Here is a 26,346-nt window from a genome sequence, read left to right as displayed (position 1 = left end):
TCGTCGCGTGACGCGGCGCCGTCGTCGGCCTTCCGGAATCTTCTGCGCCCCTGACCCTTCTGGACGTCCGCTCCCGCCCCAGAAGGGTCAGTTCCGCAGACGATCCTCCGCGCCACCGGCGTCGAGACCGCCACGCTCCGCGATCGCGGCCCGCACCAGCCCCGCCGTCTCGACGAATCCCCGCCACCGGTCCGTCCCCGCCACCCGGATGTTGAGCCAGCCCTGACGCAGGAACACCGCGTCCCGGCGGGTGTCCTTGCCGACCTGCGCGGCGCCGTCGTGGGTCTTGCCCTCGTAGTGGATCGCGATCCGCCACCACCGGTAGCCGAGGTCCGCGCTGGCGGGGTGCCACAGCGAGTAGTCCGGGTCCCAGAGCTCGATCTGCAGGTCCGGCTCGGGCAGCCCCGCGGCCATCAGCGCCAGGCGCAGTTCGGTCTCGGCCGGGGAGTCGGAACCGGTGCGCACGAGCGCGAGCGCCTCCCGCGCCCGCACGATCCCGGCCTCGCCGGTGTGCCGCTCGAGCGCGGCGCCGAGCTCCCGGCGGGTGGCCAGCGCGACCTTCCCCCGCCGTTCGTCCTCCCGTGCCAGCCGATCCCCCACCGCCACGAGCGCGTCTCGGTCCAGGACGGTGGCCAGGTGGAACCAGGTGTCGGCGTGCGAGGTCCATCGCAGCCCGTGCAGCCGGTCCCTCCGCACGAGGACGCGGTCCAGGTCCACGAGCCGGGTGCGCACGCCGGGCTCCCGTAGCACCCGGCGGGTGCGGGACCGCAGGACGGTAGGACGCACCCGGGCCTTCACGTCGTCCGGGAGGGGCCAGCCCAGCAACCGGGCCACGGACTCTCCGGTCACCACGACGTCGGGACGCATCGCCGCCAGGTCCTGCAGCCGGGACAGCTCGGTGGCGAGGGGACGCGCGGGCGGCGTCGCCCCGGTGACGGGGCCGATCCAGCGGTAGTGGCCGTGCGCGACGCGTTCGACGTCCCGGCTGCGCAGCCGCGACCCGGACACCCCGGCGGCCAGCGCCTGCGCCCGCGTGAACGGGGCGTCCTGGAGGTGGGCGGGGAAGGGTCCGGGCACGCGCATGGCCCCGATCCTGCTCGCTCCCGACGTCGGCGGGCCCGGTTGTCCACAGGCCCTGCGGAGGCGTCGGGCCGACGTCGTCGTGGACGTCCTGCCGCGCGCTGGGAATCCGTTGCACATCTGACCCTTCTGGGCCGCCGCGCAGCGCTCGGAAGGGTCGGATCCGCAGAAGATTCCGGGATCATCCGCTCAGCCCGTACTCCTTCAGCATCTTCCGGGCCTCCTGGGTGCCGGCCCTCTGCAGCTCGAGCAGCTGCGCGTAGATCCCGCCTGACTCGGCCAGCTCGGCCGGGGTCCCGATCTCCTGCACCTGCCCGCCGCGCAGCGTGACGATCCGGTCGACGGACGCGATCGTGCTCAGCCGGTGCGCCACGATCAGGCTCGACCGCCCCACCATCAGGTCCTCGAGGGCCGCCTGCACGAGCCGTTCGGACTTCGTGTCCAGTGCGGAGGTGGCCTCGTCCAGCACGAGGATCGGTGCGTCCTTGAGCACGGCCCGCGCCACCGCGATCCGCTGCCTCTGCCCGCCGGACAGCCGCAGCCCGCGCTCGCCGATCACCTGTTCGTAGCCGTCGTCGAACGCCTCCACGAACCGGTGCGCGTACGCGGCCTTGGCGGCGGCCCGGACGCGTTCGTTGGAGGCGCCGGCGTCCGCGTAGGCGATGTTCTCGCGCACCGTCCCGGAGAACAGGCTCGGCTCCTGGAACACGGTGGCGATCCGCCCGCGCAGCGCGGCCAGGTCCAGCCCGGCGACATCCTGTCCGAACACCTCGATGCGTCCGCTCGTCACCGGGTACAGACCCAGCAGCAGGTGCGCGATGGTCGACTTCCCGCCGCCCGACTCGCCCACGAGCGCCACCCTGGCACCCCGCGGGATGTCGAAGGACACGCGGTCCAGCACGGGGCGGGAGGCGTCGGCGTCGTAGGCGAAGGAGACCTCGTCGAAGCGCACGGCCGGCACGTCCGCGGGGACGCCCGGCGCACCCGGCACGACGTCGGCCCGCGGCTCCGCCGGCGTGCGCGGCGCCTCCGCACCCGCCACCGCGAGCGCCGCCCCGCCGGCCCGCTCGCGCTCCTCGGCGAGCACCTCGAAGTAGTCCTTCGACCCGGCGACGGCCCGCTGGGCGGAGTCCACGAGGAAGCTCATGGAGAAGATCGGCTGCCGGGCCATGTTCATCAGCTGCAGGAGGATCACCATGTCGCCCACGGAGAACAGGCCCTGCGCGGTGCGGACGAACACGATCAGGTACATCGCGCCGAAGGCCACGTTCAGGGCGAGCCGCCGCCCGGCGTCCATGCCGTGCCAGAACCGGGACTGCTGCCGGGTGATCCCCACGGTCCGCAGGAACCGGTCGCGGAACCCGGTGAGCTCGTGGTCCTGCCGGTTGTAGGCCCGCACCACGGACATCTGAGAGACCACCTCGGCGAACCGCCCCGAGGCGATGTCCACCTCCGTGTTCTTCTCCCCCTCCCACACCTGCCACTTCGCGGAGGTGCGGGCGGTGAGCCACATGTACACGGGGAAGACGACGGCCAGCAGGATCGCCAGCGGCCACCAGTAGAACGCGGTGATCACGAGCACCGCGGCGGTGGTGATGAGCATGGTGAACGCGTTGTTCGCGAAGAACTGCAGGAACTGGGTGAGCTCGTTGATGGTGCGGTTCAACCGGTTGACGACCCGCCCGGTGATCGCGGTGTCGAAGTACCGCTGGGGCAGGTGCAGCAGCTGCTCGAAGTACCGCGTGGAGAGGATGGTGCGCATGCGTGCGGCCATCACGTCGCCCCAGTAGCCGCCGACGCTCACCACCAGGGTGGTCGCCACCTCGACGGCGAGGAACGCGACCGCCAGCCAGGTCACCGCGGTGACGGCCTCGGCCACGTCGGTCTCCCCCGCGACGGCGGCGACGATCCGGTCCGTGGCCGCACCGATCAGGAACGGGGTGGCCAGGGCCAGCACCGCGGCCAGCACGGAGCTGACGGCGATGCCGAGGTAGAGGCGGTGGAGCTGGGGCGCAAGGCGCAGGATGCGGAGCAGCGACGTCACCGGGCCAGGCTAGTGGCCGGGGCGGACATCAGCGCGGGCCGGCCGGCCCGCCAGGACGTCAGAACGGGGGCGTGGCGGCGACGGCGGCCAGCACGGGGTGCAGCAGCGGGGCCACGCCGTGCCCGCCCGGTGCGGCCGGGGCGGCGGGGTCCATCCAGTGCAGCTCGACGATCTCGTCCGTCGGCTCGGGGACCTCGTGCCGGGCGACGGGCCGCCACAGCGCGAACACCTCCGAGTGCAGGGCGGCACCGGGCTCGTTGGCCGCGGCGGTGTCCCACGCACCGAGGCGGGTCAGCTCGTCCGGGCGCAGGCGCAACCCGGTCTCCTCGGCCACCTCGCGGACGGCGGTGTCCACGGCGGCCTCGCCGGGCAGGTGCTTGCCGCCGGGGAACATGAACATGGCGGTGCCGGCCTTGCGGACGGTCAGCACGCGGCGGTCCGGGCGGGCCAGCACGACGGCGGAGACGCGGATGACCTCCCCGCCCGCGACGGTCGGCGTGCGGGCGGAGTCGGAGGGGGAAGGACTCATGCCCCCATCATCCTCCCCGGGCGGCTCAGAGGAGCGTGAGCCCCACCTTCACGGCGATTCCCAGCATGAGCACGCCCACCACGGCGTCCACGATCCGCCACGTCCGCGCCGAGTCCATGGACGGGGCGAGCTTGGTGCCGCCCCAGCCGAGCGCGGTGAACCAGACGAGCGAGGCCGCCACCGCGCCGCCCACGTACACCCACTTCGCCGCCCCGAACGTCTGCGCGAAGGTGCCCATCATCACCACGGTGTCGAGGATGGCGTGCGGGTTCACCAGGGAGACGGACAGCGCCAGCAGGATGATCCGCGGCAGCGGCGTCTGCGGGCGGTCCAGCGCCACGCGGCGCGGCTGCACGCGCTGCCGCACCGCCACCGACCCGCCGCCCGAGGGGGCGCCGAAGCCGGGCGCGCCGTCGTCGTGACGGCCGACGCCGGCCCCGGCCGGCTCGCGATCGGCCAGGCGGCCGGTCGCCGGGTCGATCAGCGGCAGCTCGCCGGTGAGGACCGCGAGGTCGATGCGGTCAGGGCCGTGCCCGGTCCCCTCGACGTCCGCGGCCGCGGTGGTGAGGGTCCGGTCCCCGCGCCAGGCGGAGCGCAGCGCGCCCACGGCGAACGCGAGGAGGTAGACCACGCCGGCCACGGTCAGCGCGGGCACGAGCCACGGCCAGCGTTCGGCCACCACGCCCACGCCGCCGGCGCCGAGCACGAGCAGCGCCACATCGGCCACGAAGCACACGGTCAGGACGGTCCACACGCGGTCGCGTCGGACGATCTGGCGCAGCAGGAACAGGGTCTGCGCGCCGATGGCGACGATGAGGGCGAGGTAGGTCAGGAATCCGGTGGCGAAGATGGTCACCGAGCGAGGATAGGAGCCGTCCCACGTCCGTGCCATCGCGATCTTCTTCAAGATCTGAAGACATCCTTCATGACCACCCCTACCCTGGACCGCATGAACTCCGACCACCTGCGCGCCCTCGTCGCGGCCGTCGACCACGGCACCTTCGACGCCGCCGCGGACTCCCTGCGGATCTCCGGCTCGGCCTTCTCGCAGCGGATCAAGGCCCTCGAGCGGCAGGTGGGCCAGGTGCTCCTGGCCCGCACCGTCCCCGTCCGGCCGACCGCGGCCGGAGAGCGCCTGCTCCGTCTCGCCCGGCAGACCCTCGCACTCGAGGACGAGGCGCTCGCCGCGCTCGGCCGCGGCGACGGAGGCCGCGTGCCGCTGCGCGTGGCCCTCAACGCGGACTCCCTCGACACGTGGTGGGAGCCCGTGCTGCGCGAGGCGGCGACGTGGGACGACGTCGTCCTGCAGATGCAGTCCGAGGATCAGGAGCACACCGCCGTCCTGCTGCGGGACGGCGCGGTCGTGGCCGCCGTGACGGACGACCCCACGCCCGTGGCCGGGTGCACCTCCACCCCGCTGGGCACGATGCGCTATCACGCGGTGTGCGCGTCCTTCCTGCTGGAGCTGCACCGCGACGCGCGGGGCCGGGTGGACTTCGGCTCGCTGCCGATCGTGGACTACGGCCCCCGTGACGGCCTGCAGCACACGGTGCTGCGCCGCGTCACCCGCGGCCGGCCCGTGGCCGACCCGCCGACCCACCTCGTGCCGTCCGTGCACGCGTATCTGCGGGCGGTGGAGCTCGGGCTGGGCTGGGGCATGCTCCCCTCGGTGCAGATCCCGCCGGGCGTGCTCGAGGGCCGGCACCCCGACCTCGAGCCGATCCCGGCCCTCGGCGCGGCCGACGTGCACCTGCACTGGCAGCGCTGGACGGCCGGGACCGCGGCTCTGGACCGCCTCACGGACGCGGTGCTGCGCGCCGCGCCCTCGGCGGGGGACACCGCGGACTGACGGGCGCATTCGAGACTCTCCCGGACACACCGCGACCCCCGCCGGAGGGGCGGGGGTCGCGGTCACGGGCCGCTCGGGGCGGCCGGGGTCGGGTCAGCGGGCGTCGCCGGTGCCCGGGCGGCGGGTGGCGTCGCCCAGGGTGCCGTCGGCCTCGCGACGGCGGGCGTCCGCGCCCTCGGTGCGCACGTCGCCGGCGCGGTCGTCCACGCGGTGCACGTCGTGGTCACGGTGCGCGCCGGCCACGTGGTGGTCGCGGCGCACGGGCTCGGCGTGCACCTCACGCTTGCGGCGACCGGCCAGGCCCGCGAGGCCCAGCAGGCCGGCCAGGCCCCACAGGCCCCAGTTGCCGTTGTCGTCCTTCTCCTCCTCCTGGGGGGCGGGCGACTCGGAGGCCGGTGCCGTGGTGGCGGTCTCGGTGGCCGGGGCCGTGGTCTGCGCGACGGCGGCGGGGGCACCGAGGCCGGTGACGACGGCGGCGCCGAGGGTCAGGGCGGTGGCGGTGCGGCGGATGTCAGTCATGATCGTGCTCCTCTCACCGGCGGCCTGCGCCGACCGGCGTCGGGGTGGATCGGCCGGAAGTCCCGGACGACCCTGTCGGTCATACACAGGCACCGTACGCATAGGGGGGTGGGGATACGTCAACGGTTGCCGTCCCGGGGTCAGGGCCGGCCGGCCCGGGCGGAGCCGCAGCAGGAGCCCGCAGCCCCCGGCCCGGCGCGCCCCGGGGTGCAGGGCACGACGACGTCGAAACGCGTCCACCCGCCCTCGGACGCCACGGTCACGTCCCCGCCGTGGCTGCGCGCGATCGAGCGCACGATGGCCAGACCCAGACCCGTGGACGGCTCCGTGCCCGGGGGGCCCGTCCGGCCCTTCCCGGGGCCGCGGACGAAGCGGTGGAAGAGGGTGGCGTGTCGGTCGGCCGGGATGCCGCCGCCGTCGTCGTGGACGCTGACGAGCATGAAGCCGGGCCGGGGCTGGTCCTGCCGCACGGAGGCCGTGACGGTGGTCCCGACGGGGGTGTGCTTGGCCGCGTTGGAGAGCAGGTTGCCGACCACGCGGGCCAGCTGCGACCGGTCACCGGTGACGGACCGCTGGGTGCCCGGCTCCACCCCCTCGGGCAGGTCCACCACCCACGTGTGGTCCGGCCACGCCGCGCGGGCGTCCATCACCCCCTCGAGGACCACCTCGGACAGATCCACCCGTTCGGCCAGCGCCACCTCCTCGGAGGGCTCCAGGCCCATGGCCCGGCCGCGCGAGACGGACTCGAGCCGTTCGAGCAGGAGCATGTCGTCCACGAGGGCGGCCATCCGGTCGGCCTGGAACAGCACCCGGTCGAGCGACCGCCGGCCGGCCGCGGAGAGCTCCTCCGTCATCGCGATCATCTCGGCGTAGCCGCGCACCGAGGCGAGCGGCGTGCGCAGCTCGTGGGAGGCGTCCGCCATGAACCGGCGCATCTGCTGCTCCTGCACGCGGCGCTGCTCCAGGGCCGCCTCGACCGAGCCGGTGAACCGTTCGAGCGCCTGGGCGACGACGGCCACCTCGTCCGGCCCCTGCAGGAGCCGAGGCGGCATGCGTGAGTCCTCCGGATCGAGCCCGGCGCGGGCCATGTCCACCTGGGCGACCCGCTCGGCGACGGCGGCGACCTCGCGCAGCGGGGCCAGTCCCCGACGCAGCCACAGGGTCACCAGGATCGCGGTGGTGAGGACGGTGACGGACAGTCCGACGGCGACCGCGAGCAGCGCCTGCCGTGTGACGTCGGACATGGCGCCCGTCGGCGCCCCCACCACGAGCACCTGGTCCGCGGCCACCCAGGGGCCCGGCGCGGTCAGGGTCTGGGCCTGGACGCGATAGGAGACGTCGCCGACGACGGCGTCCAGCATCGGCCCGCCCGGCCGGTCCCGGAGGGCGTGCAGAAGGTCGTGGGCCTCCCGCGCCGTGAGCGGCACGGACTCCCCGGCGTCACCGACCCGGTGCCCGATGAGGGCGTCCTGCTGATGCTCCTCCAGACCGGAGAGCGGGACGAGCGCGACCACCGTGCCCTCGGGCTGGCCGAGGGTGCCCGGCACGCGGAGGTCCCCCTGCCCCGGGCCGCCGTCGCCCCCTCCGCCCGGCGAGGGGGCCGTCAGCTGCTCCGAGGCGCGGATCCATGCTTCGGAGGCGTCCCGGGAGGCGGATTCGGTCAGCAGGGCCTTCGTGATGCCGGCCGCGTAGAACGAGTAGGCCAGGATGGTGGCCATCAGGATCAGAAGGACGCCGGCGCCGATGCGTCGGGCCAGCGACGTGGGCCGCCTGCGGCGGGTGCTGCCGTGCCCCGACGGGACCGCGGCGGTCTCAGGCAGGCCGGATGACATACCCGGCGCCGCGGATGGTGTGGATCATGGGATCCCGGTCCGCGTCGATCTTCTTCCGCAGGTAGGAGATGTACAGCTCGACGATGTTCGCGCGGCCGCCGAAGTCGTAGCCCCAGACGTCCTGCAGGATGCGCTCCTTGGAGAGCACCGTGCGGACGTTGGCCATGAGGAACTTCAGCAGGTTGTACTGCGTGGCCGTCAGCTCGATCTCGTCGCCGCCGCGGGTCACCTCGTGGGTGCGGGTGTTCATCACCAGGTCGCCGACCACGAGCACCTCGGAGCCGCCCGAGACCACGCCGGAGCGCTGCACGAGCCGGTGCGCGCGGATGAGCACCTCCTCCATGGAGAAGGGCTTGGTCACGTAGTCGTCGCTGCCGGCGGCCAGGCCCGCCACGCGGTCCTCGGTCGCGTCCTTGGCGGTGAGGAACATGGCGGGCATCTCCGACCAGTGGGCGCGCAGGCGATCCAGGACGTCCAGGCCGTCCATGTCCGGCAGCATGACGTCCAGGATCGCCAGGTCCGGACGGCCGGCGGTGCCCAGCTCGGCGGCGGTCGCGCCGTCGTGGGCCACGATCACCTCCCAGCCGCAGAGGGTGAAGCCCATGGAGAGCAGGTCGGCGATCATCGGCTCGTCGTCCACGACGAGCACCCGCACCGGCGCGCCGTCCGGGTGCGAGAGCTCGGGCAGGACCTTCTTCAGCTCCGCCATGGATGACGGGCCGGTGGTGCTCTGGATGGGGCTCACAAGGTTCCTCTACGTTCAAGAGACGGTTCACGGTGCCCACGCGGACGTCGCGGGCTGCGGGGGACGAGCGCCTCGCGACGGAGGGGCGACGCCGTTCCGGGGGATGGCGGACGGGCGGCGACCGGAGGCCGGGGGGTGCGCGGATCCCCCCTCGACGGAGCCCCATGCTACGCGGATCAGCCGGGTCGGCCCAGAGTCTTCTCGGATTGCGGACATCAGCGTGACTCGTCACAGCCCTGACGCATCCGGCGGCGCCACCGGGGCCGCCCTGTGCTGACGCCGCGCCGCGTGGCCCGCGTCAGTCGACCGGCTTCATGGCCCAGTGCGTGGCCAGGGTGCCGAACATGTGGGTCTCGTGCCCGATGTTCACGAAGCCGGCCTCGGCGAAGAGGTCCGCGACCTCGTCCGGCGTGTGGAACGCCTTCGTCGAGGAGGACAGGTACGCGTAGGCCTCCGGCCGGTCGGCGATCAGCTTCGCCAGCTGTGGCATCACCCGGTGGATGTAGAAGGAGGAGAAGGGCTTGAGCACGTTGTCCGGCGCCGGCGACGTCTCGAGGGCCGCGACCCAGCCGCCCGGGCGCAGCACACGGAACTGCTCGGCGAGGGTCGCCGGGATGTCCGCGACGTTGCGCAGCAGGTAGCCGTGGGTCACGGCGTCGAACGAGCCGGCCTCGAACGGCAGGTCCGTGGCGTCCGCGACGACCCACTCGATGCGGTCCCCGCCCGCGCGGGCACGGCCGACCTCCATCATCTCGGCGGCGATGTCGGCGCCCACCACCTGCGCGTCGGGGTGCTGCTTGAGCACCTCGAACGCGAGGTCCCCGGTGCCGGTGGCCAGGTCGAGCACGCGGGCCTGCGCGGGGATGTTGGCCCGCGCCACCGTGCGGCGCACCAGGCGCGGCTCCTGACCCCATGTCATGACGGCGTTCATCAGGTCGTAGCGGCCGGCGATGGCGTCGAACATCGCGGAGACCCGGTCGTGGTGGTCGGCGGCGCCGCGCTGCGCGTCGCCGCGCGGGGCGGGGAGGGGGTTCTGGCTCACCAGGCCACCGTATCCCGCCCACCTCCCCCGACGACGCCCCTCACCGGGATTGCACAGGGGAGTTAGGTTGCCCTAATCTTCCAGAGTTACCTCACGTCGGTGTTTGCTAATACCGGCCCGGCAGGGCCGACGCATCCTCCGACCGCAGACCCGACCCCCTCCGCCCGGCGCCCGCGCGTCGCGACCGTGAAAGGCCACCACCATGGCACCGTCCCCCCTGTCCCGCCGCTCCCTCCTCGCCAGCGGGGGAGTCGGGCTCACCCTCCTGCTCGCCGCGTGCTCCACCGGCCCGGCCGGAGGCTCGGCCTCGTCCTCGTCGGCCGGTGCGTCGTCGTCAGACGCCGCGGGCGGGGACGCCGCGTTCCCGCGCAGCATCGAGCACGTCTACGGCACCACCGAGATCCCGCAGCGCCCGGCCCGCGTGGCCACCGTGTCCTGGGTGAACCAGGACGTGGCCCTCGCCCTCGGGGTGGTGCCGGTGGGCGTGGCCGCCGTGGAGTTCGGCGGGAACGCGGAGAAGTCCACCGACTGGTTCGACGCGAAGCTCGCCGAGACCGAGGGCGCCCAGAAGCCCGTGCAGTGGTCCGAGGCCTCCGGCATCGACGCCGAGGCGATCGCCGCCGTGAAGCCGGACGTCATCCTCGCCGTCTACTCCGGCATCACGCAGGAGGACTACGACCGCCTCTCGAAGATCGCCCCCACAGTGGCCTACCCGAAGGACGTCCCCGCCTACGGCACCTCGTGGCAGCAGTCCACGGAGGTCATCGGCCGCGTGCTCGGCAAGGAGCAGGAGGCGGAGGAGCTCATCGCGGACCTCGAGCAGCAGATCAAGGACGCCGGCGAGAAGCACGCGGGCCTCCAGGGCGCGTCCTTCGTCTACGGCACCATCGACCCCGCCGCCGCGGACCAGATCAGCATCTACACGGACGTGGACAACCGCCCGAAGTTCCTCGAGCTGCTCGGCATGGAGCAGGCGCCGGTGGTGACGGAGAACTCCCCGGAGGACCAGGCGTTCTTCTTCACGTGGTCGCCCGAGCGCGCGGACGAGCTGGAGTCGGACGTGTTCGTCTCCTGGGCCGCCCAGGACTCGGTCCGCGAGGCCATCGAGTCCGACCCCCTGCTGGGCTCGATCCCGGCCGTGAAGGCCGGCGCCCTCGTCCTGCAGACGGACGAGCAGGAGGTCCTCTCCGTCTCCGCGATCTCCCCGCTGTCCATCCCGTTCGCGCTCGAGAAGGTCGTCCCGCCGATCGCCGAGGCCGCGAAGACCGCGCAGGGCTGATCCCTCCCCATGCCGTCCACGGCCCTGGCCTCCCCGGCCCGCGTCCGCGCGGGCGTGCTGATGGGCGCCCTGCCCGCGGCGCTGCTGCTGGCGGCGCTCGTGGCCGGCGTCGCCCTCGGCGCGCGCACCGTGCCGGCGACGACGGCGCTCGACACCCTGGGCGCGGTCCTCACCGGGCACCCCGTGCCGGAGGGCATCGAGGCGGCGGCCGTGGCCTCCCGCGTGCCCCGCGTGGTGACGGGGGCGCTGGTGGGGGCGGCGCTGGCCGTGGCCGGCGCCGCCCTGCAGGGGGCCACCCGCAACCCGCTCGGCGACCCGGGGCTGCTCGGGCTCTCCGCCGGCGCGGGGCTGGCCGTGGCGGCGGGCATGGCGCTCGGCGTCGCCGGCTCCACGTTCGGGGTGCTGGCGCTGGCCGCCGTCGGGACGCTGGTCGCGGCGGCGCTCGGCTACGCGGTGGCGGCGGCCGCCACGCGGAGGGGCCGGACGACACCCGGCGCCCCCTCCCCCATGGCGCTCGTGCTGGCCGGCGCCGCGATCACCGCCGGCGCCACCGCCGGCACCACGGCGCTGCTCGTGCTCTCCCCCACGGTCCAGGACCGACTGCGCTTCTGGGCCGTGGGCACGGTGGCCCGCGCCGACCTCGGCGAGGCGCTCGCCCTGGCGCCCGTGATCGCCGTCGGGCTGCTCGCCGCCGTCGCCGTGGCCCCCGGGCTCGACGCCCTCGCCCTCGGCGACGACCTCGCGCACGGTCTGGGCGGGCGCCCGGAGCGGGTGCGCGCGGTGCTGCTGGGCGCGGTCGTGCTGCTCACGGCCGCGGCGGTGGCGCTGGCCGGGCCGGTCGGGTTCGTGGGGCTGCTCGTGCCCCACGCGCTGCGCCGTCTGCGGCCGCCGAGCACGCGAGCCCTGATGGCCGGCTGCGCCCTGTGGGGCGCCGTCCTCGTGATCCTCGCGGACCTCGCCGGGCGGCTCGTCGTGGCGCCCGGGGAGATCCACCTCGGGGTGACCACCGTCCTGCTCGGCGTGCCCGTGCTGCTGGCGCTGCTGCGCCGCCCGGGGGTGGCCGCATGAACCTCCAGCACACCGCCCCGGACGACGTCGTCGCCCGCCTGCGCCGCTCCGACCGGCGCCGCCTCGGACGGGCCTGCGCGGGCCTCGCCGTGGCCGTGCTGGTCCTCGCCCTGCTGCGCGTGGTGTGGGGCACGTACCAGGTGACCGTCCCGGACCTCGTGCGGATCCTGGGCGGGGAGACGATCCCGGGAGCGAGCTTCATCGTGCTGGAGGAGAAGCTGCCCCGCGCCGTGGCCGCAGTGCTCACCGGCGCCGCCCTGGGCGCGGCCGGCGCGCTCTACCGGCGCACGCTGCGCAACCCCCTGGCCTCGCCGGACATCCTGGGCGTCACCCAGGGCGCCGCGGCGGCGGTCGTGCTGGGGATGCTGGCGACCGCCGGGCAGACCGGCGGAGGATCGGACCTGATGCGCGCCGCCACGGCACTGATCGGCGGCCTTGTGGCGGTGGCCGCCGTGTTCGCCACGGCCCGCTCCGTGGGGGGCGAACGGTTCGTGGTGGCCGGCATCGCGGTGGCGGCGGCGGGCCAGGCCGTGGTGGCCGGGGCGATGCTCTCGCTGGCCCAGCACGACCTGCAGTCGGCCACCGTCTGGATCGCCGGCTCGCTCAACGGCGTCACGTGGGGCCGCATTGCGCTGCTCGCGGGCGTGCTCGCGGCCGCCCTGCCGCTGGCGGGGGCGCTCCACACGCAGCTGGCCCCGGCCGACGTCGGCCCGGACCTCGCACACGCCCTCGGCGCCCGAGCGCGCCCCACCTCGGCCGCGGCGCTGGGGCTCGGCGCAGTGCTGGCCGCCGTGGCGACCGCCGTCGTGGGGCCGCTGGCGTTCGTCGCGCTGCTGGCCACCCCGGTGGCGCGCGGGCTCACCCGCGGCCTGCCCTCCCTGCCCGCGGCGGCGCTCACGGGCGCCGCGCTCGTGCTGCTCGCGGACCTCGTGGCCGGCGAGGCCGTCCCCCTGCTCACCGGCGCCGCCCTGCCCACCGGTGTGCTCACCGGCGCCGCCGGCGCCCCGCTCATGCTCTGGCTGCTGCTGCGCCAGGGCCGGACCCCAGGAGGCGTGCGCCCCGCATGACCGCTCCCCCGCTCACCGTCCCGTCCCCCGCCGCACCGCGCGCCGGGGCCGCCGACGACGTCGCGATCCGCCTGCGCGGCCTGACGCTCGGCTACGGCCCGGCCTCGGCACCGCCGATCGTCGAGGACCTCGACCTGGACGTGCCCGCCGGGCGCGTCACCGCGATCATCGGCGCCAACGGCTGCGGCAAGTCCACGCTGCTGCGCGGCCTGACCCGCCAGCTCGCCCCGCGCGCCGGGAGCATCGAGGTGCTCGGCCGGGACGCCGCCCGCGTGTCCGCGCGCGACTACGCCCGCACCGTGGCGCTGCTGCCCCAGCATCCCGTGGCGCCCGAGGGCATGACGGTGGCGCAGCTCGTGGCGCGCGGCCGTCACCCGCACCGCGGGCTCCTGGGCGGCCGGGCCGCCGGCGACGACGCCGCGATCGCCTCGGCGCTCGAGCGCACCGACCTCGTGGAGCTCGCCGACCGCGAGGCCGGCACGCTCTCCGGCGGGCAGCGGCAGCGGGCGTGGCTCGCCCTCGTGCTCGCCCAGCAGACCCCGGTGGTGCTCCTCGACGAGCCCACGAGCTACCTCGACCTCAGCCATCAGGTGGAGGTGCTGGACCTGGTGCGCGCGCTCCCGGACCCGCGCGGCGGGGGCCGGGCGACCGTCGTCGCGGTGCTGCACGAGCTGAACCTGGCGGCGCGCAGCGCGGACCACATCGTGGCGATGGCCGCGGGCCGGGTGGTGGCGCAGGGCACGCCGGGCGAGGTGATCGTGCCGGAGGTGCTGGCCGAGGTGTTCGGCCTGGACGCGGACGTGGTGGCCGACCCGCTGCTGGGCCACCCCGTGGTGCTGCCGCGCGGGGACGGGGACCGCCGATGAGCGCCGACGGCATGATCGTGGCGCACACGCGCGTGGTGTCCGTGGAGCAGCCGTGCCGCGGATTGCGGCGGATCGTGCTGGCGGGGCCGGACCTGGAGGCCGCCAGCGGGGACCTGCTGGGACTGCTGCCGCCCGGCGTCGCCGACCTGCACGCCCTGTACCGGGGCGCGCGGCCGCGCCGGGACGCCTACGTGAAGCTGCTGATCCCCCCACCGGGCGGGACATCGGCGGACCCGGACCTGTCCGCCGGGTTCCGGGCCGGGTTCCTGGCCATCCCCGAGGAGGAGCGCGGCTGGATGCGCACGTACACGGTGCGCTCGGCCGGGCTCGTGCGGCTCGACGGGCGGCAGGTGCCCTCGCTGACCGTGGACGTGGTGCTGCACGGCGACCCGGACGACCCCGCCGACCCGCATCAGGGGCCGGGCCTGCGCTGGGCGCGCGCCGTCCAGGCGGGGGACGCGGTGAACGTGCTGGTGCCCTCGGCGGAGGCGCCGGCGTGGTCCGGCTGGCGGCAGACGGGGGCGCACCGTGTGCTGGCCGTGGGCGACGAGACCGCCGTCCCCGCCCTGGTGTCCGTGGCGGAGGAGCTCGCGGACCCGTTCGGCGGGTTCGACGGCGAGGCGGACCTCGTGCTCGAGCTGCCCCACGACGGGCAGGCCGCCGACCTCATCGCCGAGCGCCTGGCCGTCCCCGAGCCGTGGGACTGGCGGGCCGTGACGGAGCTGACGGACCGGGGCCGCGTGCGCCTGCACGTGGGCCGCCGGGCGCCGGGGGCGCCGTCGGGGTCCTGGGCGCACGCCCGCCTCGCCGCCCTGCTGGGCGTGGACCCCGACGACGCCGGCGGGCCGGTCGCGCCGCCCGCGGCCTCCGTCGAGCGCGAGTGGACCGTCGCCGCCCTCGAGGCCGACGAACGGCCCGAGGCCTACGTGTTCCTCGCCGGGGAGTCCGCGATGGTGCGCGCCCTGCGCCGGCTCAGCGTGGGCCCCGGCGGCGTGCCGAAGAAGCACGTCTCCTTCATGGGCTACTGGCGGCAGGGCCAGGCGGAGAGCTGAGGAGTGGGGTGGTGGAGCGCCGCTCCACCCTCGCACCGGCGTCGGGCTCTCCCTACTGTGGAAGTCCAGCACCCGATCGAACCGAAGGAGAGATCCCCATGACCCGCACCGTGATCATCGGCGGCCACGGCAAGGTGGCCCTCCTCGCCGCACCCCTGCTGGCGGAGGCCGGCCACGACGTCGTCTCGATCATCCGCAACCCCGACCACGCCGAGGACGTCCGCGCCGCCGGCGCCGAACCGCTCGTCCTGGACATCGAGAAGGCGGACCAGGAGGAGCTGCTCCACGCGCTGCGCGACGCGGACAACGTCGTGTTCTCCGCGGGCGCGGGCGGCGGGGACGCCCAGCGCACCCGGGCCGTGGACCACGACGCCGCCGTCGCCAGCATGCGCGCCGCCGAGGCCGCGGGCGTGCGGCGCTACGTGATGGTGTCCTACCTCGGCGCGTCCCTGCACCACGACGTGCCCGAGGACGACCCCTTCTACGCCTACGCGCAGGCCAAGGCCGAGGCGGACGAGGCGCTGCGGGACTCCGGGCTGGCCTGGACCATCCTCGGTCCCGGCACCCTGACCGATGAGGAGCCGTCCGGCCGCATCACCGTGGACCCGGATCTCTCCGACTCCGATGCCCCGCAGCGTGGGGCCAGCCGCGGCAACGTCGCCCGAGCGATCGTGGCCGTGCTCAACGAACCGGGCACGGTGGGCCGGAAGATCGACTTCGTGGACGGCGACGTGCCCGTGGCCGAGGCCGTCCGCGGCGACTGACGCGCCGTCAGCGCCGGGGACCGCCCCTCAGGCCAGGCCGAGGCGGCGGTCCACGGTGCCGAGCACACCCATGAGCCCGGTGAAGCCGGCCAGGATCCCGGCGAGTACGACGCCCACGCTGCGTCGGCCGAGCCGCGGCACGTCGAGGAACGGGTACGGGTACCAGTCGATGCGGGGCCCGCGCGCCATGGTCGCCGCCGCCCACATCAGCGGGATGACCGAGGCCAGCCCGGCGCGCCGCGGCGTGATCTGCCCGCGGGGGTCGAACAGCGCCCACACCGCCGGGGCGAGCACGGGGTTGACGATGTGCTGCAGCGCGTCGTTGAACCGGTAGAGGAAGGTGTCCTGTTCGCGGCCGCGCAGCACCGCGTTGTAGACGATCCCCGTGACCATCACCGAGCCGAGGCCGGCGGTGCGCACGGCCCAGAACGCGTCCGACGTGGGCGCCTCACGACGCGCGGCCAGCGTCAGCGACGTGCCCGCGACCAGCGCGTTGGACAGCCACGTGAAGTACGCCGGCTGGTTGAGGGCGTGGGACCAGCCCGCGGGGAAACCGCCCTGATAGCCGACGCCCGGGATCACCATGGAGTCCTTGGACATGCCGATGGGGAACGAGGTCAGGCACCCGATCAGCGGCAGTGCCCCCGAGACGTGCCACGCCAGGCGGCTCCGACGGTCCACCGGCGGCACGGGACGCGGCTGCAGCCGGGACACGACGGCGTGCGCGATCCGCTCACGGACCCCCTGCGGGGCGGGGCGGGTGCGGCGGAGGGAGGGCAGGCTGACGCGGAGGGTGGAAAGGGGCATGGGGGGTCGTCCTCGAACGGTGGAGTCAAGGGATGAGACCGCCCATTCTCACATGAACAGCAGTTGAACGAAAGGGAGCGAGACGGAGAACATCGCCGCGCCCCCCTCCTGCCCGCCCCGCCGCCTCAGTGGGCGCCGGCCTCCTCCAGCGGCAGGATGCGCTCCGGATCCTCGACCTCCACGCGCACGCCGTCGGCCTGCAGCCGGCGCACGCCCTCGGCGATCAGCCGTCGGCCGACGTCGTCGATCCGGTCCACCCGCGTGAGGTTGAGCACCACGGTGCGGATGGGCCCGTCGTTCTCGTCTTGGGCGGCCACGGCGGCGGCCTCGTACACCGCCCCGCCGCCGGTCGCGGCCGCGAGCGCCGCGCTGTCCGCCGCGGCCTCCTGCCACCGCGGGTAGACGGCGGCGTCCCAGCCGGTGCCGGGCTTCTCCGCACCGGTGCGCAGGTCCGTGAGCGCGTCCAGCACCGCCTCGGCGCCGCCGAACCGGATCACGCCCTGCAGGTGCAGGAACACGCGGTCACCCTCGCGTTCCACGAAGCGCACGGCGGTTCCGCCCAGGCTGTCGCCGTCCATGAGGTGCAGCCGGAAGTCCTCGGAGAGGCGGCGGCACGCCAGCACGCCGCGCGCCGAGTTGCCCACCTCGTCCAGGCGCGGCGAGAACACGCCGATCCCCACGCGGCCCGGCAGCGCGCCGAGCACACCGCCGGCCACCCCGGACTTGGCCGGGATCCCGACGTCGGCGAGCCACTGCCCGGCGGCGTCGTACATGCCGGAGGAGGTCATCACGGACACCACGCGCCGCGCCACGATGGACGGCAGCACGCGCTCACCCGTCATCGGATGGATGCCCCCGGTGGCCAGACACGCGCCCATCACGGCGAGGTCCTTGGCGGTGACGAGCACGGCGCACTGCGCCACGTACCCGGCCACGATCTCCTCGGCCGAGTCCTGCAGCACCCCGTAGCTGCGGAGCATGTGCCCCAGGGAGAGGTTGCGGTCCGAGACCGCCATCTCGGACTCGTACGTCTCCCGGTCCACCGCGAGCCGACGCCCGGCGAGCAGGGACATGATCTCCACGGCCCGGTCCAGCCGCTCCTTCCGGCTCGCCTCCGGCCCCACCAGCAGCTGGTGCACCGCGAGCGCGCCCGCGTTGATCATGGCGTTGTCCGGGCGGTGCGACTCCGCCTCGAGGGAGAGCTCGTTGAAGGCCTCGCCCGAGGGGTTCAGCCCCACCTGTCGGTCCACGGCGGCGAAGCCCCGGTCCACGAGCGCGGCCGCGTACGTGAACGGCTTGGACGCGGACTGGATGGTGAACTCCACGTCCGCGTCCCCCGCGGAGTGCAGCCGCCCGGTGGGGGTGGCCAGCGCGATGCCGAGGCGGTCCGGGTCCGCCTCCGCGAGCACGGGGATGTACTGGGCCGTCTCTCCCGGGTTCACGGCGCCGAGCTCGGTGATCAGGCTCGCCAGGTAGTCGGGGATCGGGTGTCTCATCTCAGGCCTCCCAGCGCAGGCAGGTCAGGGGCTCGCCCCCGGGCACGGGCACGTGGCCGGTCGCACGGAAGCCGAGCCGCTCATAGAACGGGACGGTGGCGGGCACGGACGCCTCGAGGTGCACGGGCAGACCCGACGCGCGGCGCTGGCCGTGGCGCACCAGCGCACTCGCCGCCCCGCGCCCGCGGGCGGACGGGACGGTGCCGACCTCCTCAAGGTACCAGTGCCGGCCTGCCGGGCGGGCACGCTCGCAGGCGGCCTGGATCCGCTTCAGGGCGAGGGTGTGGCGGCCGTGGACGGCGACCGCGGTGGGCAGCCCCGCCAGCAGGCCCGGCACGTCGACCCCGCGGGGGGCGGCGGGGGAGGTCCACACGGCGGCGCCGAGCAGCGTGCCGTCGGCCGCGTCCACGGCGACGTCCACGGCGCCCAGCGGGGCGCCGTCGGCCCCCGCGCGCAGCCCCTGGCGCACGGCGGCGGTGAACTTGCGCTCGAGGCGGGGCCCGCGCCGGTCCTCGGGCACGAGCCCGAGCGTGTACGGGTCCGTGGCGAAGGCCTCGGCGAGGACGGCGCCCACGCGGCGGGCGGTGTCCTCACGGGCTCCATCCGGGCGCAGGGTGAGCACGTGGACGCGGGGGCGCGGCGCAGCGGGGTCCGGGGAGGTCATGGCCGCCAGTCTAGGGACGGGGCCGGGCGCGTCATCGGACCGGCCGACGAGCGTTCCGTCCCGTGTGATCGGCGACACTGGTGGGCATGGACTTCTCCGCACCGCTCGCCCCGGCCGCACCGCTCGCCCCGGCCCCCGCCGCAGACGCCCCGCCCGCCGACGTCGTCGCCCGCCTGCAGGCGGAGCTGCCCGGCCGCGTGGACGTCTCCGCCGCCGCACTCCAGGCCGCCCGGGCGGACCGCTCGGGGCATCGCTCCCCCGCCGCGCCGCGGGCCGTGGTCCGCGCACGGACGGTGGAGGACGTGCAGGCCGCGTGCCGGATCGCGCACGGCACCCGCACCCCGCTGGTCACCCGCGGAGCGGGCACGGGGCTGGCCGGCGGCGCCGTCGCGGGGGCGGGCGAGATCGTCCTGGACATGACCGCGATGGACCGGATCCTGGAGGTCTCCCCCGCGGACCGCGTGGCCGTCGTCGAGCCGGGGATCCTCAACGGGGCGCTGAACGCCGCGCTCGCCGAGCACGGGCTGTGGTGGGCCCCGGATCCCGCGTCGAAGGACATCTCCACGGTGGGCGGCAACATCGCGATGAACGCCGGCGGGCTGCTGTGCGCCAAGTACGGCGTCACGCGCGAGGCGGTGCTGGGCCTGGACGTGGTGCTCGCGGACGGCACCCTGCTGCGGCTGGGCCACCGCACCGTCAAGGGGGTGACCGGCTACGACCTGGTCGCGCTGATGATCGGCTCGGAGGGCACGCTCGGCGTGATCGTGGGCGCGACGCTGGCGCTGCGGCCGGCCGTGCGCGGCGTGCCCGTGACGCTCGGCGGGTTCTTCCCGGACGTCGTCGCGGGCGCCGCCGCGGCCGAGGCGATCACCGGGGCCGGTCACGTGCCCGCCCTGATGGAGCTGATGGACGAGGCGACGCTCGCCGCGGTGCGCGCGCACGCGGGGCCCGAACGCGGGGCCGCCCTGCCCGAGTCCGGCGCGTTCCTGCTGGTGCAGGCCGACGGCGCCGGCGCCGAGGCGGACGGGGAGGCCATGGCCGCCCTCATGCGCGCCCACGGCGGGGACGTCACCGTGACCGTGGACCCCGCCGAGGGGGAGGCCCTCATGGCCCTGCGCCGCACCGCGTTCCCCGCGCTCGAGCGCCTCGGCACCCCGCTCGTGGAGGACGTGGCCGTCCCGCGCAGCCGCATGGCCGAGATGTTCGCGCGGATCCGTGAGATCGAGGCACGCACCGGCGTCGCCATCCCCACCACGGCCCACGCCGGGGACGGCAACCTGCACCCGATCCTGCTGTTCGGCGCGGCGGCGCAGGTGGGCGGCGCGGCCGAGGACGCCGCGTCGATCCCGGCGGACGTGTGGGAGGCCGCCGGCGAGCTGTTCCGCGCGGGCCTGGAACTCGGCGGCACGCTCACCGGCGAACACGGCGTGGGCCTGCTCAAGCGCGCGTTCCTGCGAGACGAGCTCGGCGACGCCCAGCACGACCTCCAGCAGCGCATCAAGGCCGTGTTCGACCCGCACGGCATCCTCAACCCAGGAAAGGTGTTCACCCCGTGACGCAGCCGACCACCCCCGAGACCCCCGCCGACGCCGGCACGCCGACCCCGTTCGAGGTCGGGCTGCAGCTGCGCTGGTCCGACGAAGACCGCTACGGCCACGTCAACAACGCCCGCCTGCTCACCCTCGCCGAGGAGGCGCGCGTGCGCGCCCTGGCCGCGTGGGCCACGACGACGGCGTCCCCGGACGTCCAGCGCGTCGTGCGGTCCATGGAGGTCCAGTACGAGGCGCCCGTGGTCTACGCCGGGCCCGAGGTGACGGCGCGGGTGTGGATCCTGCGGATCGGCCGGACGTCCTTCACGCTGCGCCACGAGCTGTGGCAGGACGGGCGGCGCTGCGTGCTGTGCGACGCCGTGTTCGTGCAGGTGGACCCGGCGGCCGGGCGGCCCGTGGCCGTCTCCGACGAGGAGCGCGCCGCCTTCGAGCGCGTGCTGATCCCCGCCGAGGACTGACGGGCCGCCGTCGGGCCTGTGGACGGCCTGCCGTCTCGCAGGATCCCGCCGTAGGCTCTGAGGCCATGGAGCAGGACCCTTCCCCGGACGCGCCCGCGCCCTCGGCGGACGTCGAGGCGCTGCGCGGCACCCCCGTGTCCGAGTTGACGCAGCTCACCCCCGCGGCGTCAGGGGCGCTGGAGCGGCTGCGCCGAGACGTCGAGCGCTTCGACCTCGAGTACCGCTCGGCCCTGCTCCAGGTGGAGGCGCGGCTCGAGGTGCTGCGGGACGAGTTCACGCACCTGCACGACTACAACCCCATCGAGCACATCGTCACGCGGGTGAAGTCGCCGGAGTCGATCCTGCGCAAGGCCTCCGCCCGCGGGCTGTCCCTGGACCTGGACGCGCTGCGCACCAACGTCACGGACATCGCCGGGGCGCGCGTGATCGTCAGCTTCGCCCGGGACGTGTACCGCGTGTTCCGCCAGTTCACGCAGCAGCCGGACATCCGGGTGCTCGAGGTGGAGGACTACATCTCCCGGCCCAAGCCCTCGGGCTACCGCAGCCTGCACTGCCTCGTGCAGGTGCCGATCCACCTGTCCACCGGCACGATCCCGGTGACCGTGGAGATGCAGTTCCGCACGAGCGCCATGGACTTCTGGGCCACGCTCGAGCACAAGATCAACTACAAGTTCGACGGCGGCGTGCCCCCGGACATCGCGACCGAGCTCGTGGCCGCCGCCCGCGTGGCTGCGGACCTGGACACCCGCATGGAGCGCCTGCACGACCAGGTGCAGGAGACCGACAGGGACGACGACGCCGCCGCGGCCTGGGAGGACGACGGCGGTCCCGTCTTCGAGGACGAGCCGGCGGCGGGGCCGGGCGAGGCGCGGCCGGGTGACGACGCGCCCGGCGCGTCCACCGTCTGAGCCCCTCCGTCCACACCCGGCGGGCCGCGTGCACAGGGTTCTCCACAGAGTTGTCCACAGGTGTGGATGAGTCACACGCGTGTGATCCAGCAAAGCAGAGCAGGGCGTGACCGCAGGCCAGGGAGGACATGCGGAGGGAGCGGCTGCCGGTAGCCTGAGCCGATGCCCTCCACCGCCGTGCCGCCGCGCGACTCCGGCGCCGCCTCCACCCTGCCCGCCCGCACAGGGCACCGCGGGGTGTCGATCCTGCGCACCGCCGCCCTCGTCCTCGTGGTGGCGGCGTTCGTGTGGCTGGCACTCACCGTGCGCCTGCCCGGCGTGGACGAGCTGCGCGCCCAGCTGGACGGCTTCGGCTGGTGGAGCTGGCTGGCGTTCACCGTGCTGTACGCGGCCGTGGCGCTCACCCCCATCCCCGTGACGATCATGGCGGTCACCGCCGGTGTGCTCTTCGGCGCGATCGAGGGGACGGTGCTGTCCGTCGTCGGAGCCCTGCTGGGCTCGCTCGGGGCGTACGGCATCGCGCGCGCGGTCGGACGCGAGGTGGTCCTGCGCGGGCTCGGCCGCCACGCCGAGACCGTGGAGCGGCGGCTCGAGGACACCGGGTTCCTCGCCCTGCTGGCCCTGCGCGTCGCCCCGGGGCTGCCGTACTGGCCCGTGAACTACGGGGCGGGCGCGCTCGCCGTGCCGCTGGGGATCTTCGCCGGCTCCACCGCGGTCGGCGTGATCCCCGGGCAGCTCTCCCTCGTGGCGATGGGGGCGTTCGCGGTGCGCCCGGGCGTCGTGAACGGCGTGCTGCTCGGGGTGGGCTGGCTCGCCGTGGGCGGTCTGACCCTGTGGGCGGTGCGGCGCTGGCGACGGGCAGCCCGGGCCGCGGAGGGGCCGGCGGGCTCGGAGGGGCCGGAAAGCCCGCGGAGTGGTCAGGACACTCCGTCTCCGCGTGCGCGACGCGGCGTGTCGTGACCACTCTGCGCCGGACGTCAGCCGAGGGTTGTGTACCGCACGCCGAACTTGCTGCTGACCTGCAGGAACACGAGCACGTCCGTGCCGCGCGCGTAGGCGGGCATGCCGTACCAGGTGCGGGGTTCGAGCTCCGGGGCCGCCTCCGTGACGATCCGGTGCACCCCCACCGCCATGGCGCGGTCCTGCTCGGGCATCTCCTCGATCTTCACCAGCAGGTCCTGCAGGGCGTCGGCCTTCTTCCTGCCGCCGCGCTGGGCGCGCAGCTCCTGCGCGCGCTCGGCGATCGCGGCCTGCTCCGCGGCGCTGAAACCGGTGGACTCGCTCACGGTGCCTCCTGGGGTGCGGGGACGGGTCCTGCCCTGGTCTCAGCCCCGACGGCCCAGGCGACCGAGCAGGCGGGTCTGCCGGTCGGCGTCGTCGGCCACGGGGACGGGCTCGCCCAGGATGCCGGGCGTGTAGGCGGCGTCGCCGAACAGTTCCAGCGACTCCTCCACGCAGTCGATCTCCGCGTCCGTGAACCGCGCGTCCACGCCCTGCGAGCGGGCCAGGTCCCAACGGTGCACGATCACGTCGAACGCGTGGAAGCGGATCAACGCCTCGCCCACGGGCATCTCCCCGAGCGCGGTCTTCATGGGCCGCATGATGAACTCCTCGTCACCGGCGAGGGCGGACATGGCGGCGGCGTGCTTGGCCCACTGGGTGGCCAGCTGCTGGCGGGACCCGTCGAAGAGGGGCACCTCCCGGCCCTGGCGGGCGGCGAAGTCGCGCTGGCCGGCGATCACGTGGTCCAGCAGGTCCAGCGCGTCCCAGCCCTCACACGGGGTGGCGGCGTCCCAGTCCCGCACCTCCCGGACGACGGCGGTGAACGGCTCGGCGGCCGCGTTCCAGCGGGCCTCGACCTCGGTGGCGGGGATGGACATGGTGCTCTCCTCAGGGTCGCGGGGTTCTCGGGGCCGCGGCGGGCGACGACGGCGCCGGGCTCGGCTTCTTCGGGCCGCGGATGGACTCGGGGCGGGCCGGGTCCAGGACGGACCGGGGGTCGAAGAACTCCTCCAGCACGGGCCGCTCGCCCGAGACGGCCGCGGCGAGGCTGATGCCGTCCACGTTGATGCGCGAGCCGCGGTAGTAGCCGGGCTCGAGCTGGCCCCACGCCTTGGAGGTGCCGTCCACGAGGAAGAAGGAGCGGTAGCCGAGCTCGCGGAAGTAGCGGTACCGCTCGTTGTCCTCCGTGTACTTGCCGGGGCCGGTGACGTCCGCGCCGAACGGGTAGATGAGCATGTCCGTGGGGCCGAGGATCGGCTCGACCTCCTCGTGCCAGTGCCTCATGTCGAACTCGAGCTCCTCCATGGTCAGCTTCGGCACCGTCCGGTGGCCCCACGTGTGGGAGGCGAACTCCCAGCCGCTGTCCTTGAGCGCGTCGGCAACCTCGGTGGCGGCCGCGACGTCGGCGTCGAACGTGGGGCTGTCCCCGAACTCGCGGGCCGAGGTGCGGTAGCCGAACACGCCGTCGTAGCCGGTCATGGCGAGCACGCCGCGGGCGCCGTTGAGGCTGAAGTCCGGGTGCTCGGCGAGGAAGTCGTCCAGGCGCGGGACGACGTCGAACGCCCCGATGTGCGTGGTGCCCTCGGCGTCCGTGTACTCGTTGCGGACGCGGCCGTCCTCGGCCACGATCAGGCGGTCCGCGAAGCCGTCGCCGTCCATGTAGAGGTAGTACGAGCAGTCGTCCAGGGAGAGGATCAGCGGGGTGCGACCCTCGGGGACCATGAGGGTCTTCGGGCGGACGACGTCGTCCTCCCCCACCTCGTACAGCTCGTGCGGGGAGACCAGCACGTAGCCGCGCTCGTAGACCTGCCGGATGACGGCGTCGAACTCGTCCACCGTGACCATGAAGTCCAGGTAGCCGCCGGCCTTGTCGTCGCCATCGAAGGCGCGGGCCGGGTCCACCACGAGGGAGTGGAAGAACAGGTGCGGAACCCGGGCCACGTCCGGCCAGGCCACCGGTTCGCCGGCGGGCGGCGGTCCAGCGGGGGCGGCGGAGGTGGGCGCGGACGAGGTCGGCACGGACGACGACGCCGCGTCCTCCCCGTCCTGCCCGCAGGCGGCCAGCAGTCCCGATCCGAGCAGGGCGGAACCGGCCAGGAGCATCTGTCGGCGGGTCGGCTGCGGCACGGGCGGGGGCATCGGGCACCTTTCTCCGGGGGCACCCATCATCCCAAGGCCGCCCGGCCCGGGACCACCCCTGCCGGGCGGGCGGGCGGAGGTGGGAACCGGCCGGGCATGGGAGGCCGGCCGGCGGCGGGGCTCGATCCGCCGTAGACGGCCCAGAGTGGTCACGCGGACGACCCGAGCTCGGCGCGGACCGTGTTCGACCGCTTCGTGTTCAGCAACCACATCCGCAGCTTCAGCGTCGACTGAGCCCCGGCTGGGAGGCGCCTTCGACGCGCGCCGACGCACGCGCCCCTCGCGCCGTGCCGCGTGCCACACTGGCGAGCGTGACCCGACGTCCGGATGCACCGCCCCCGGCCGACCCGCGCACGCGTGCGGCCCTGCGCGCCGTGCTCACGGTCCTGGCCGTGATGGCGGTGCTGTTCGCCGCCGTCGTGCTGACGCTGGCCTACGGACCCGCCCGCTGAACCCGCCCTTCCCCGATCCAGGAGCAGCCATGTCCCCCGCGGACCCCACCGCCGACGTCGCGGCCCGACCGACCGGCCCCGCCGCGGTGGCCGAAGCCTTCGCGGCCGCCTGGAACGCCGCCGACGCCGACGCGCTCGCCGAGCTGTTCGCCGAGGACGCGGACTTCGTGAACGTGGTGGGCGTGTGGTGGAGGCGGCGTCGGCAGATCCGGGTGAACCACGCGCTCGGCTTCCGCTGGATGTTCCCGCACTCGCGGCTCGAGCTCGGGCGCGTGCGGGTGCGGGAGCTCGGGGACGTGGCAGTGGTGCACGCGCCGTGGACCATGACGGGGCAGACCGCGCCCGACGGCGACGAGGCCGGCGAGCGCACCGGCGTCCTGCTGCTCGTGGTGCGCCGCACCGAGACCGGGGCGTGGGAGGCGGTGGCCGGGCAGAACACGGATTCCGTGCCCGGGGCCCAGACCCACCTGGCCGACGACGAGGGGCTCGCCGCGGTGCACTATCACCCGTCCGCGTGGTTCGACCCCGACGAGGACCCGGACGGCCCGGAGGCCTGCTGAGCGGCGACCGGCTCACGCCACCGTCAGCAGCCGCACCCAGTCGTCCTCGACCCGCTCCCCGCCGACCACGAACTGCCGCGCCCCGACCGTCTCGAAGCCGAGGCGCTCGTAGAACCGGTTGGCCCGTGCGTTCTGCGCGTTCGTGCCGAGCCACACGTGCCGGAACCCCAGCCGCCGCAGCCGCTCGACGCCGTCGTGCACGAGGGCCTCGGCCAGCCCGGTGCCGCGCCCCTCGGCGAGCACGTACAGCTTCGAGAGGTGGCCGGCCGGCACGTCGCCGAGCCGCTCCGTGACGGGTGCCTCGGGGGCCGCGGCGGTCTCGTACATGGCGTAGCCGAGCAGGGTCTCCGGGGCGTCGGCCGCGGCGCCCACGAGCACGATCCGCTCCGGGTCCGCGATCCACGCGGCCACGGCGGCCTCACTCAGGTGCAACGCGATGTGCGCCTCCACCGCGGCACGCGGCAGCGAGGCCGGGGAGGCGTCCGGGAAGGTGGCCGCGGCGATCGCGGCGATCGCGGGCGCGTCCTCGGGGCGGGCCGGACGGACGACGGCGGCGCGGGGTGCGGAAGTCATC

28 protein-coding genes are annotated in these 26,346 nt (G+C 74.9%); 13 read left to right on the top strand and 15 right to left on the bottom strand.

Features of this window, described 5'->3' with window-relative positions:
- Positions 1-87: 87 nt before the first annotated feature.
- The 4 genes from G6R13_RS03745 to G6R13_RS03730 form a co-directional block, all read right to left on the bottom strand.
- Positions 88-1,083, bottom strand: a complete 996-nt coding sequence (locus tag G6R13_RS03745) for a hypothetical protein (protein ID WP_123244128.1) — start codon at positions 1,081-1,083, stop codon at positions 88-90.
- 178 nt (positions 1,084-1,261) lie between these two features.
- A complete protein-coding gene (locus tag G6R13_RS03740) occupies positions 1,262-3,124 on the bottom strand; it encodes an ABC transporter ATP-binding protein (protein WP_061873187.1) in 1,863 nt (620 codons plus the stop codon).
- A gap of 58 nt (positions 3,125-3,182) precedes the next feature.
- Complete coding sequence (locus G6R13_RS03735; RefSeq protein WP_061866760.1) at positions 3,183-3,653, bottom strand: NUDIX domain-containing protein; 471 nt, start codon at positions 3,651-3,653, stop codon at positions 3,183-3,185.
- 25 nt (positions 3,654-3,678) lie between these two features.
- Positions 3,679-4,509: a LysE family transporter gene (locus G6R13_RS03730; RefSeq protein WP_231862037.1), complete on the bottom strand. Its 831-nt coding sequence runs from the start codon at positions 4,507-4,509 to the stop codon at positions 3,679-3,681.
- Positions 4,510-4,578: 69 nt separating this feature from the next.
- Here G6R13_RS03730 and G6R13_RS03725 point away from each other — a divergent pair, with 69 nt between their 5' ends.
- Positions 4,579-5,502: an ArgP/LysG family DNA-binding transcriptional regulator gene (locus G6R13_RS03725; protein WP_084776531.1), complete on the top strand. Its 924-nt coding sequence runs from the start codon at positions 4,579-4,581 to the stop codon at positions 5,500-5,502.
- A gap of 93 nt (positions 5,503-5,595) precedes the next feature.
- Here G6R13_RS03725 and G6R13_RS03720 read toward each other — a convergent pair whose 3' ends face one another.
- The 4 genes from G6R13_RS03720 to G6R13_RS03700 form a co-directional block, all read right to left on the bottom strand.
- Positions 5,596-6,021: a WGxxGxxG family protein gene (locus G6R13_RS03720; RefSeq protein ID WP_061866758.1), complete on the bottom strand. Its 426-nt coding sequence runs from the start codon at positions 6,019-6,021 to the stop codon at positions 5,596-5,598.
- A 140-nt stretch (positions 6,022-6,161) separates the two neighbouring features.
- Positions 6,162-7,739 carry a HAMP domain-containing sensor histidine kinase gene (locus tag G6R13_RS03715; protein WP_223247485.1) on the bottom strand — a complete coding sequence of 526 codons (1,578 nt, stop codon included), beginning with the start codon at positions 7,737-7,739 and terminating at the stop codon, positions 6,162-6,164.
- A 94-nt stretch (positions 7,740-7,833) separates the two neighbouring features.
- Complete coding sequence (locus G6R13_RS03705) at positions 7,834-8,562, bottom strand: response regulator transcription factor (RefSeq protein ID WP_036314541.1); 729 nt, start codon at positions 8,560-8,562, stop codon at positions 7,834-7,836.
- A 334-nt stretch (positions 8,563-8,896) separates the two neighbouring features.
- The gene (locus G6R13_RS03700; RefSeq protein ID WP_036314489.1) at positions 8,897-9,640 is read right to left on the bottom strand and encodes a ubiquinone/menaquinone biosynthesis methyltransferase; all 744 of its coding nucleotides are present in this window, start codon (positions 9,638-9,640) and stop codon (positions 8,897-8,899) included.
- 202 nt (positions 9,641-9,842) lie between these two features.
- Between G6R13_RS03700 and G6R13_RS03695 the strand changes: the two genes are divergently transcribed.
- The 6 genes from G6R13_RS03695 (at position 9,843) to G6R13_RS03670 (ending at position 15,736) form a co-directional block, all read left to right on the top strand.
- Positions 9,843-10,919: an ABC transporter substrate-binding protein gene (locus tag G6R13_RS03695; protein ID WP_036314491.1), complete on the top strand. Its 1,077-nt coding sequence runs from the start codon at positions 9,843-9,845 to the stop codon at positions 10,917-10,919.
- Positions 10,920-10,928: 9 nt separating this feature from the next.
- A complete protein-coding gene (locus tag G6R13_RS03690) occupies positions 10,929-11,987 on the top strand; it encodes an iron chelate uptake ABC transporter family permease subunit (protein WP_036314493.1) in 1,059 nt (352 codons plus the stop codon).
- Positions 11,984-13,054 (top strand): iron chelate uptake ABC transporter family permease subunit, encoded by a 1,071-nt coding sequence (locus G6R13_RS03685; protein ID WP_036314495.1) that lies wholly within the window; start codon positions 11,984-11,986, stop codon positions 13,052-13,054. Before G6R13_RS03690 ends, G6R13_RS03685 begins: the two co-directional genes overlap by 4 nt.
- A complete protein-coding gene (locus tag G6R13_RS03680; protein ID WP_036314497.1) occupies positions 13,051-13,920 on the top strand; it encodes an ABC transporter ATP-binding protein in 870 nt (289 codons plus the stop codon). The genes G6R13_RS03685 and G6R13_RS03680 overlap by 4 nt, the downstream gene beginning before the upstream one ends.
- Positions 13,917-14,972, top strand: coding sequence for a siderophore-interacting protein (locus G6R13_RS03675; protein ID WP_036314499.1), 1,056 nt, complete (start codon positions 13,917-13,919; stop codon positions 14,970-14,972). The genes G6R13_RS03680 and G6R13_RS03675 overlap by 4 nt, the downstream gene beginning before the upstream one ends.
- A gap of 98 nt (positions 14,973-15,070) precedes the next feature.
- On the top strand, positions 15,071-15,736 hold the full coding sequence (locus G6R13_RS03670; protein ID WP_036314501.1) for an SDR family oxidoreductase: 666 nt from the start codon (positions 15,071-15,073) through the stop codon (positions 15,734-15,736).
- Between the two features lie 27 nt (positions 15,737-15,763).
- On the opposite strand, the gene G6R13_RS03665 is transcribed toward G6R13_RS03670, so the two are convergent.
- From G6R13_RS03665 to G6R13_RS03655, 3 genes are all read right to left on the bottom strand, one after another.
- Positions 15,764-16,543, bottom strand: coding sequence for a Pr6Pr family membrane protein (locus G6R13_RS03665; protein ID WP_036339002.1), 780 nt, complete (start codon positions 16,541-16,543; stop codon positions 15,764-15,766).
- A gap of 125 nt (positions 16,544-16,668) precedes the next feature.
- The gene (gene glsA / locus G6R13_RS03660) at positions 16,669-18,039 is read right to left on the bottom strand and encodes a glutaminase A (RefSeq protein WP_036339005.1); all 1,371 of its coding nucleotides are present in this window, start codon (positions 18,037-18,039) and stop codon (positions 16,669-16,671) included.
- Between the two features lies 1 nt (position 18,040).
- A complete protein-coding gene (locus G6R13_RS03655; RefSeq protein ID WP_061866755.1) occupies positions 18,041-18,703 on the bottom strand; it encodes a GNAT family N-acetyltransferase in 663 nt (220 codons plus the stop codon).
- Positions 18,704-18,783: 80 nt separating this feature from the next.
- Here G6R13_RS03655 and G6R13_RS03650 point away from each other — a divergent pair, with 80 nt between their 5' ends.
- The 4 genes from G6R13_RS03650 (at position 18,784) to G6R13_RS03635 (ending at position 22,579) form a co-directional block, all read left to right on the top strand.
- Positions 18,784-20,259 (top strand): FAD-linked oxidase C-terminal domain-containing protein, encoded by a 1,476-nt coding sequence (locus G6R13_RS03650; RefSeq protein WP_223247486.1) that lies wholly within the window; start codon positions 18,784-18,786, stop codon positions 20,257-20,259.
- Positions 20,256-20,711 carry a thioesterase family protein gene (locus tag G6R13_RS03645; protein WP_060974353.1) on the top strand — a complete coding sequence of 152 codons (456 nt, stop codon included), beginning with the start codon at positions 20,256-20,258 and terminating at the stop codon, positions 20,709-20,711. Before G6R13_RS03650 ends, G6R13_RS03645 begins: the two co-directional genes overlap by 4 nt.
- 65 nt (positions 20,712-20,776) lie before the next feature.
- Positions 20,777-21,619, top strand: coding sequence for a GTP pyrophosphokinase family protein (locus tag G6R13_RS03640; protein ID WP_036314511.1), 843 nt, complete (start codon positions 20,777-20,779; stop codon positions 21,617-21,619).
- Positions 21,620-21,781: 162 nt separating this feature from the next.
- Positions 21,782-22,579 (top strand): TVP38/TMEM64 family protein, encoded by a 798-nt coding sequence (locus G6R13_RS03635; protein ID WP_020624722.1) that lies wholly within the window; start codon positions 21,782-21,784, stop codon positions 22,577-22,579.
- A gap of 17 nt (positions 22,580-22,596) precedes the next feature.
- Here G6R13_RS03635 and G6R13_RS03630 read toward each other — a convergent pair whose 3' ends face one another.
- Genes G6R13_RS03630 through G6R13_RS03620 form a run of 3 tightly spaced genes read right to left on the bottom strand, consistent with a single transcriptional unit; the run spans position 22,597 to position 24,760 of the window.
- On the bottom strand, positions 22,597-22,905 hold the full coding sequence (locus tag G6R13_RS03630; RefSeq protein WP_036314546.1) for a hypothetical protein: 309 nt from the start codon (positions 22,903-22,905) through the stop codon (positions 22,597-22,599).
- Between the two features lie 39 nt (positions 22,906-22,944).
- Positions 22,945-23,499 (bottom strand): TIGR03086 family metal-binding protein, encoded by a 555-nt coding sequence (locus G6R13_RS03625; RefSeq protein WP_036339014.1) that lies wholly within the window; start codon positions 23,497-23,499, stop codon positions 22,945-22,947.
- A gap of 10 nt (positions 23,500-23,509) precedes the next feature.
- Entirely contained in the window at positions 23,510-24,760 is a 1,251-nt protein-coding gene (locus G6R13_RS03620; RefSeq protein ID WP_044659328.1) for a polysaccharide deacetylase family protein, read from the bottom strand.
- Positions 24,761-25,071: 311 nt separating this feature from the next.
- Between G6R13_RS03620 and G6R13_RS12200 the strand changes: the two genes are divergently transcribed.
- Together G6R13_RS12200 and G6R13_RS03615 are read left to right on the top strand one after the other, a co-directional pair.
- Positions 25,072-25,212, top strand: a complete 141-nt coding sequence (locus G6R13_RS12200) for a hypothetical protein (protein ID WP_017488522.1) — start codon at positions 25,072-25,074, stop codon at positions 25,210-25,212.
- Between the two features lie 29 nt (positions 25,213-25,241).
- Positions 25,242-25,772: an SgcJ/EcaC family oxidoreductase gene (locus G6R13_RS03615; protein ID WP_020624719.1), complete on the top strand. Its 531-nt coding sequence runs from the start codon at positions 25,242-25,244 to the stop codon at positions 25,770-25,772.
- 12 nt (positions 25,773-25,784) lie between these two features.
- Here the strand turns inward: G6R13_RS03615 and G6R13_RS03610 are convergent, their stop codons facing one another.
- Positions 25,785-26,345, bottom strand: coding sequence for a GNAT family N-acetyltransferase (locus tag G6R13_RS03610; RefSeq protein WP_020624718.1), 561 nt, complete (start codon positions 26,343-26,345; stop codon positions 25,785-25,787).
- Position 26,346 lies beyond the last annotated feature (1 nt).

The sequence above is a fragment of the Micrococcus sp. Alg238-R198 genome (assembly GCF_900537135.1).
Taxonomy (GTDB): domain Bacteria; phylum Actinomycetota; class Actinomycetes; order Actinomycetales; family Micrococcaceae; genus Micrococcus; species Micrococcus luteus.
This window is presented reverse-complemented; position numbering and strand designations above follow the sequence as displayed.

Bases quoted from the DNA above. Each gene is read 5' to 3' on its own strand.
- G6R13_RS03745 (WP_123244128.1), bottom strand. From the start codon at position 1,083: ATGCGCGTGCCCGGACCCTTCCCCGCCCACCTCCAGGACGCCCCGTTC.
- G6R13_RS03735 (WP_061866760.1), bottom strand. From the start codon at position 3,653: ATGAGTCCTTCCCCCTCCGACTCCGCCCGCACGCCGACCGTCGCGGGC.
- G6R13_RS03725 (WP_084776531.1), top strand. From the start codon at position 4,579: ATGACCACCCCTACCCTGGACCGCATGAACTCCGACCACCTGCGCGCC.
- G6R13_RS03720 (WP_061866758.1), bottom strand. From the start codon at position 6,021: ATGACTGACATCCGCCGCACCGCCACCGCCCTGACCCTCGGCGCCGCC.
- G6R13_RS03715 (WP_223247485.1), bottom strand. From the start codon at position 7,739: ATGGCCACCATCCTGGCCTACTCGTTCTACGCGGCCGGCATCACGAAG.
- G6R13_RS03705 (WP_036314541.1), bottom strand. From the start codon at position 8,562: ATGGCGGAGCTGAAGAAGGTCCTGCCCGAGCTCTCGCACCCGGACGGC.
- G6R13_RS03695 (WP_036314491.1), top strand. From the start codon at position 9,843: ATGGCACCGTCCCCCCTGTCCCGCCGCTCCCTCCTCGCCAGCGGGGGA.
- G6R13_RS03690 (WP_036314493.1), top strand. From the start codon at position 10,929: ATGCCGTCCACGGCCCTGGCCTCCCCGGCCCGCGTCCGCGCGGGCGTG.
- G6R13_RS03685 (WP_036314495.1), top strand. From the start codon at position 11,984: ATGAACCTCCAGCACACCGCCCCGGACGACGTCGTCGCCCGCCTGCGC.
- G6R13_RS03680 (WP_036314497.1), top strand. From the start codon at position 13,051: ATGACCGCTCCCCCGCTCACCGTCCCGTCCCCCGCCGCACCGCGCGCC.
- G6R13_RS03675 (WP_036314499.1), top strand. From the start codon at position 13,917: ATGAGCGCCGACGGCATGATCGTGGCGCACACGCGCGTGGTGTCCGTG.
- G6R13_RS03670 (WP_036314501.1), top strand. From the start codon at position 15,071: ATGACCCGCACCGTGATCATCGGCGGCCACGGCAAGGTGGCCCTCCTC.
- G6R13_RS03665 (WP_036339002.1), bottom strand. From the start codon at position 16,543: ATGCCCCTTTCCACCCTCCGCGTCAGCCTGCCCTCCCTCCGCCGCACC.
- glsA (WP_036339005.1), bottom strand. From the start codon at position 18,039: ATGAGACACCCGATCCCCGACTACCTGGCGAGCCTGATCACCGAGCTC.
- G6R13_RS03655 (WP_061866755.1), bottom strand. From the start codon at position 18,703: ATGACCTCCCCGGACCCCGCTGCGCCGCGCCCCCGCGTCCACGTGCTC.
- G6R13_RS03640 (WP_036314511.1), top strand. From the start codon at position 20,777: ATGGAGCAGGACCCTTCCCCGGACGCGCCCGCGCCCTCGGCGGACGTC.
- G6R13_RS03635 (WP_020624722.1), top strand. From the start codon at position 21,782: ATGCCCTCCACCGCCGTGCCGCCGCGCGACTCCGGCGCCGCCTCCACC.
- G6R13_RS03625 (WP_036339014.1), bottom strand. From the start codon at position 23,499: ATGTCCATCCCCGCCACCGAGGTCGAGGCCCGCTGGAACGCGGCCGCC.
- G6R13_RS03620 (WP_044659328.1), bottom strand. From the start codon at position 24,760: ATGCCCCCGCCCGTGCCGCAGCCGACCCGCCGACAGATGCTCCTGGCC.
- G6R13_RS03615 (WP_020624719.1), top strand. From the start codon at position 25,242: ATGTCCCCCGCGGACCCCACCGCCGACGTCGCGGCCCGACCGACCGGC.
- G6R13_RS03610 (WP_020624718.1), bottom strand. From the start codon at position 26,345: ATGACTTCCGCACCCCGCGCCGCCGTCGTCCGTCCGGCCCGCCCCGAG.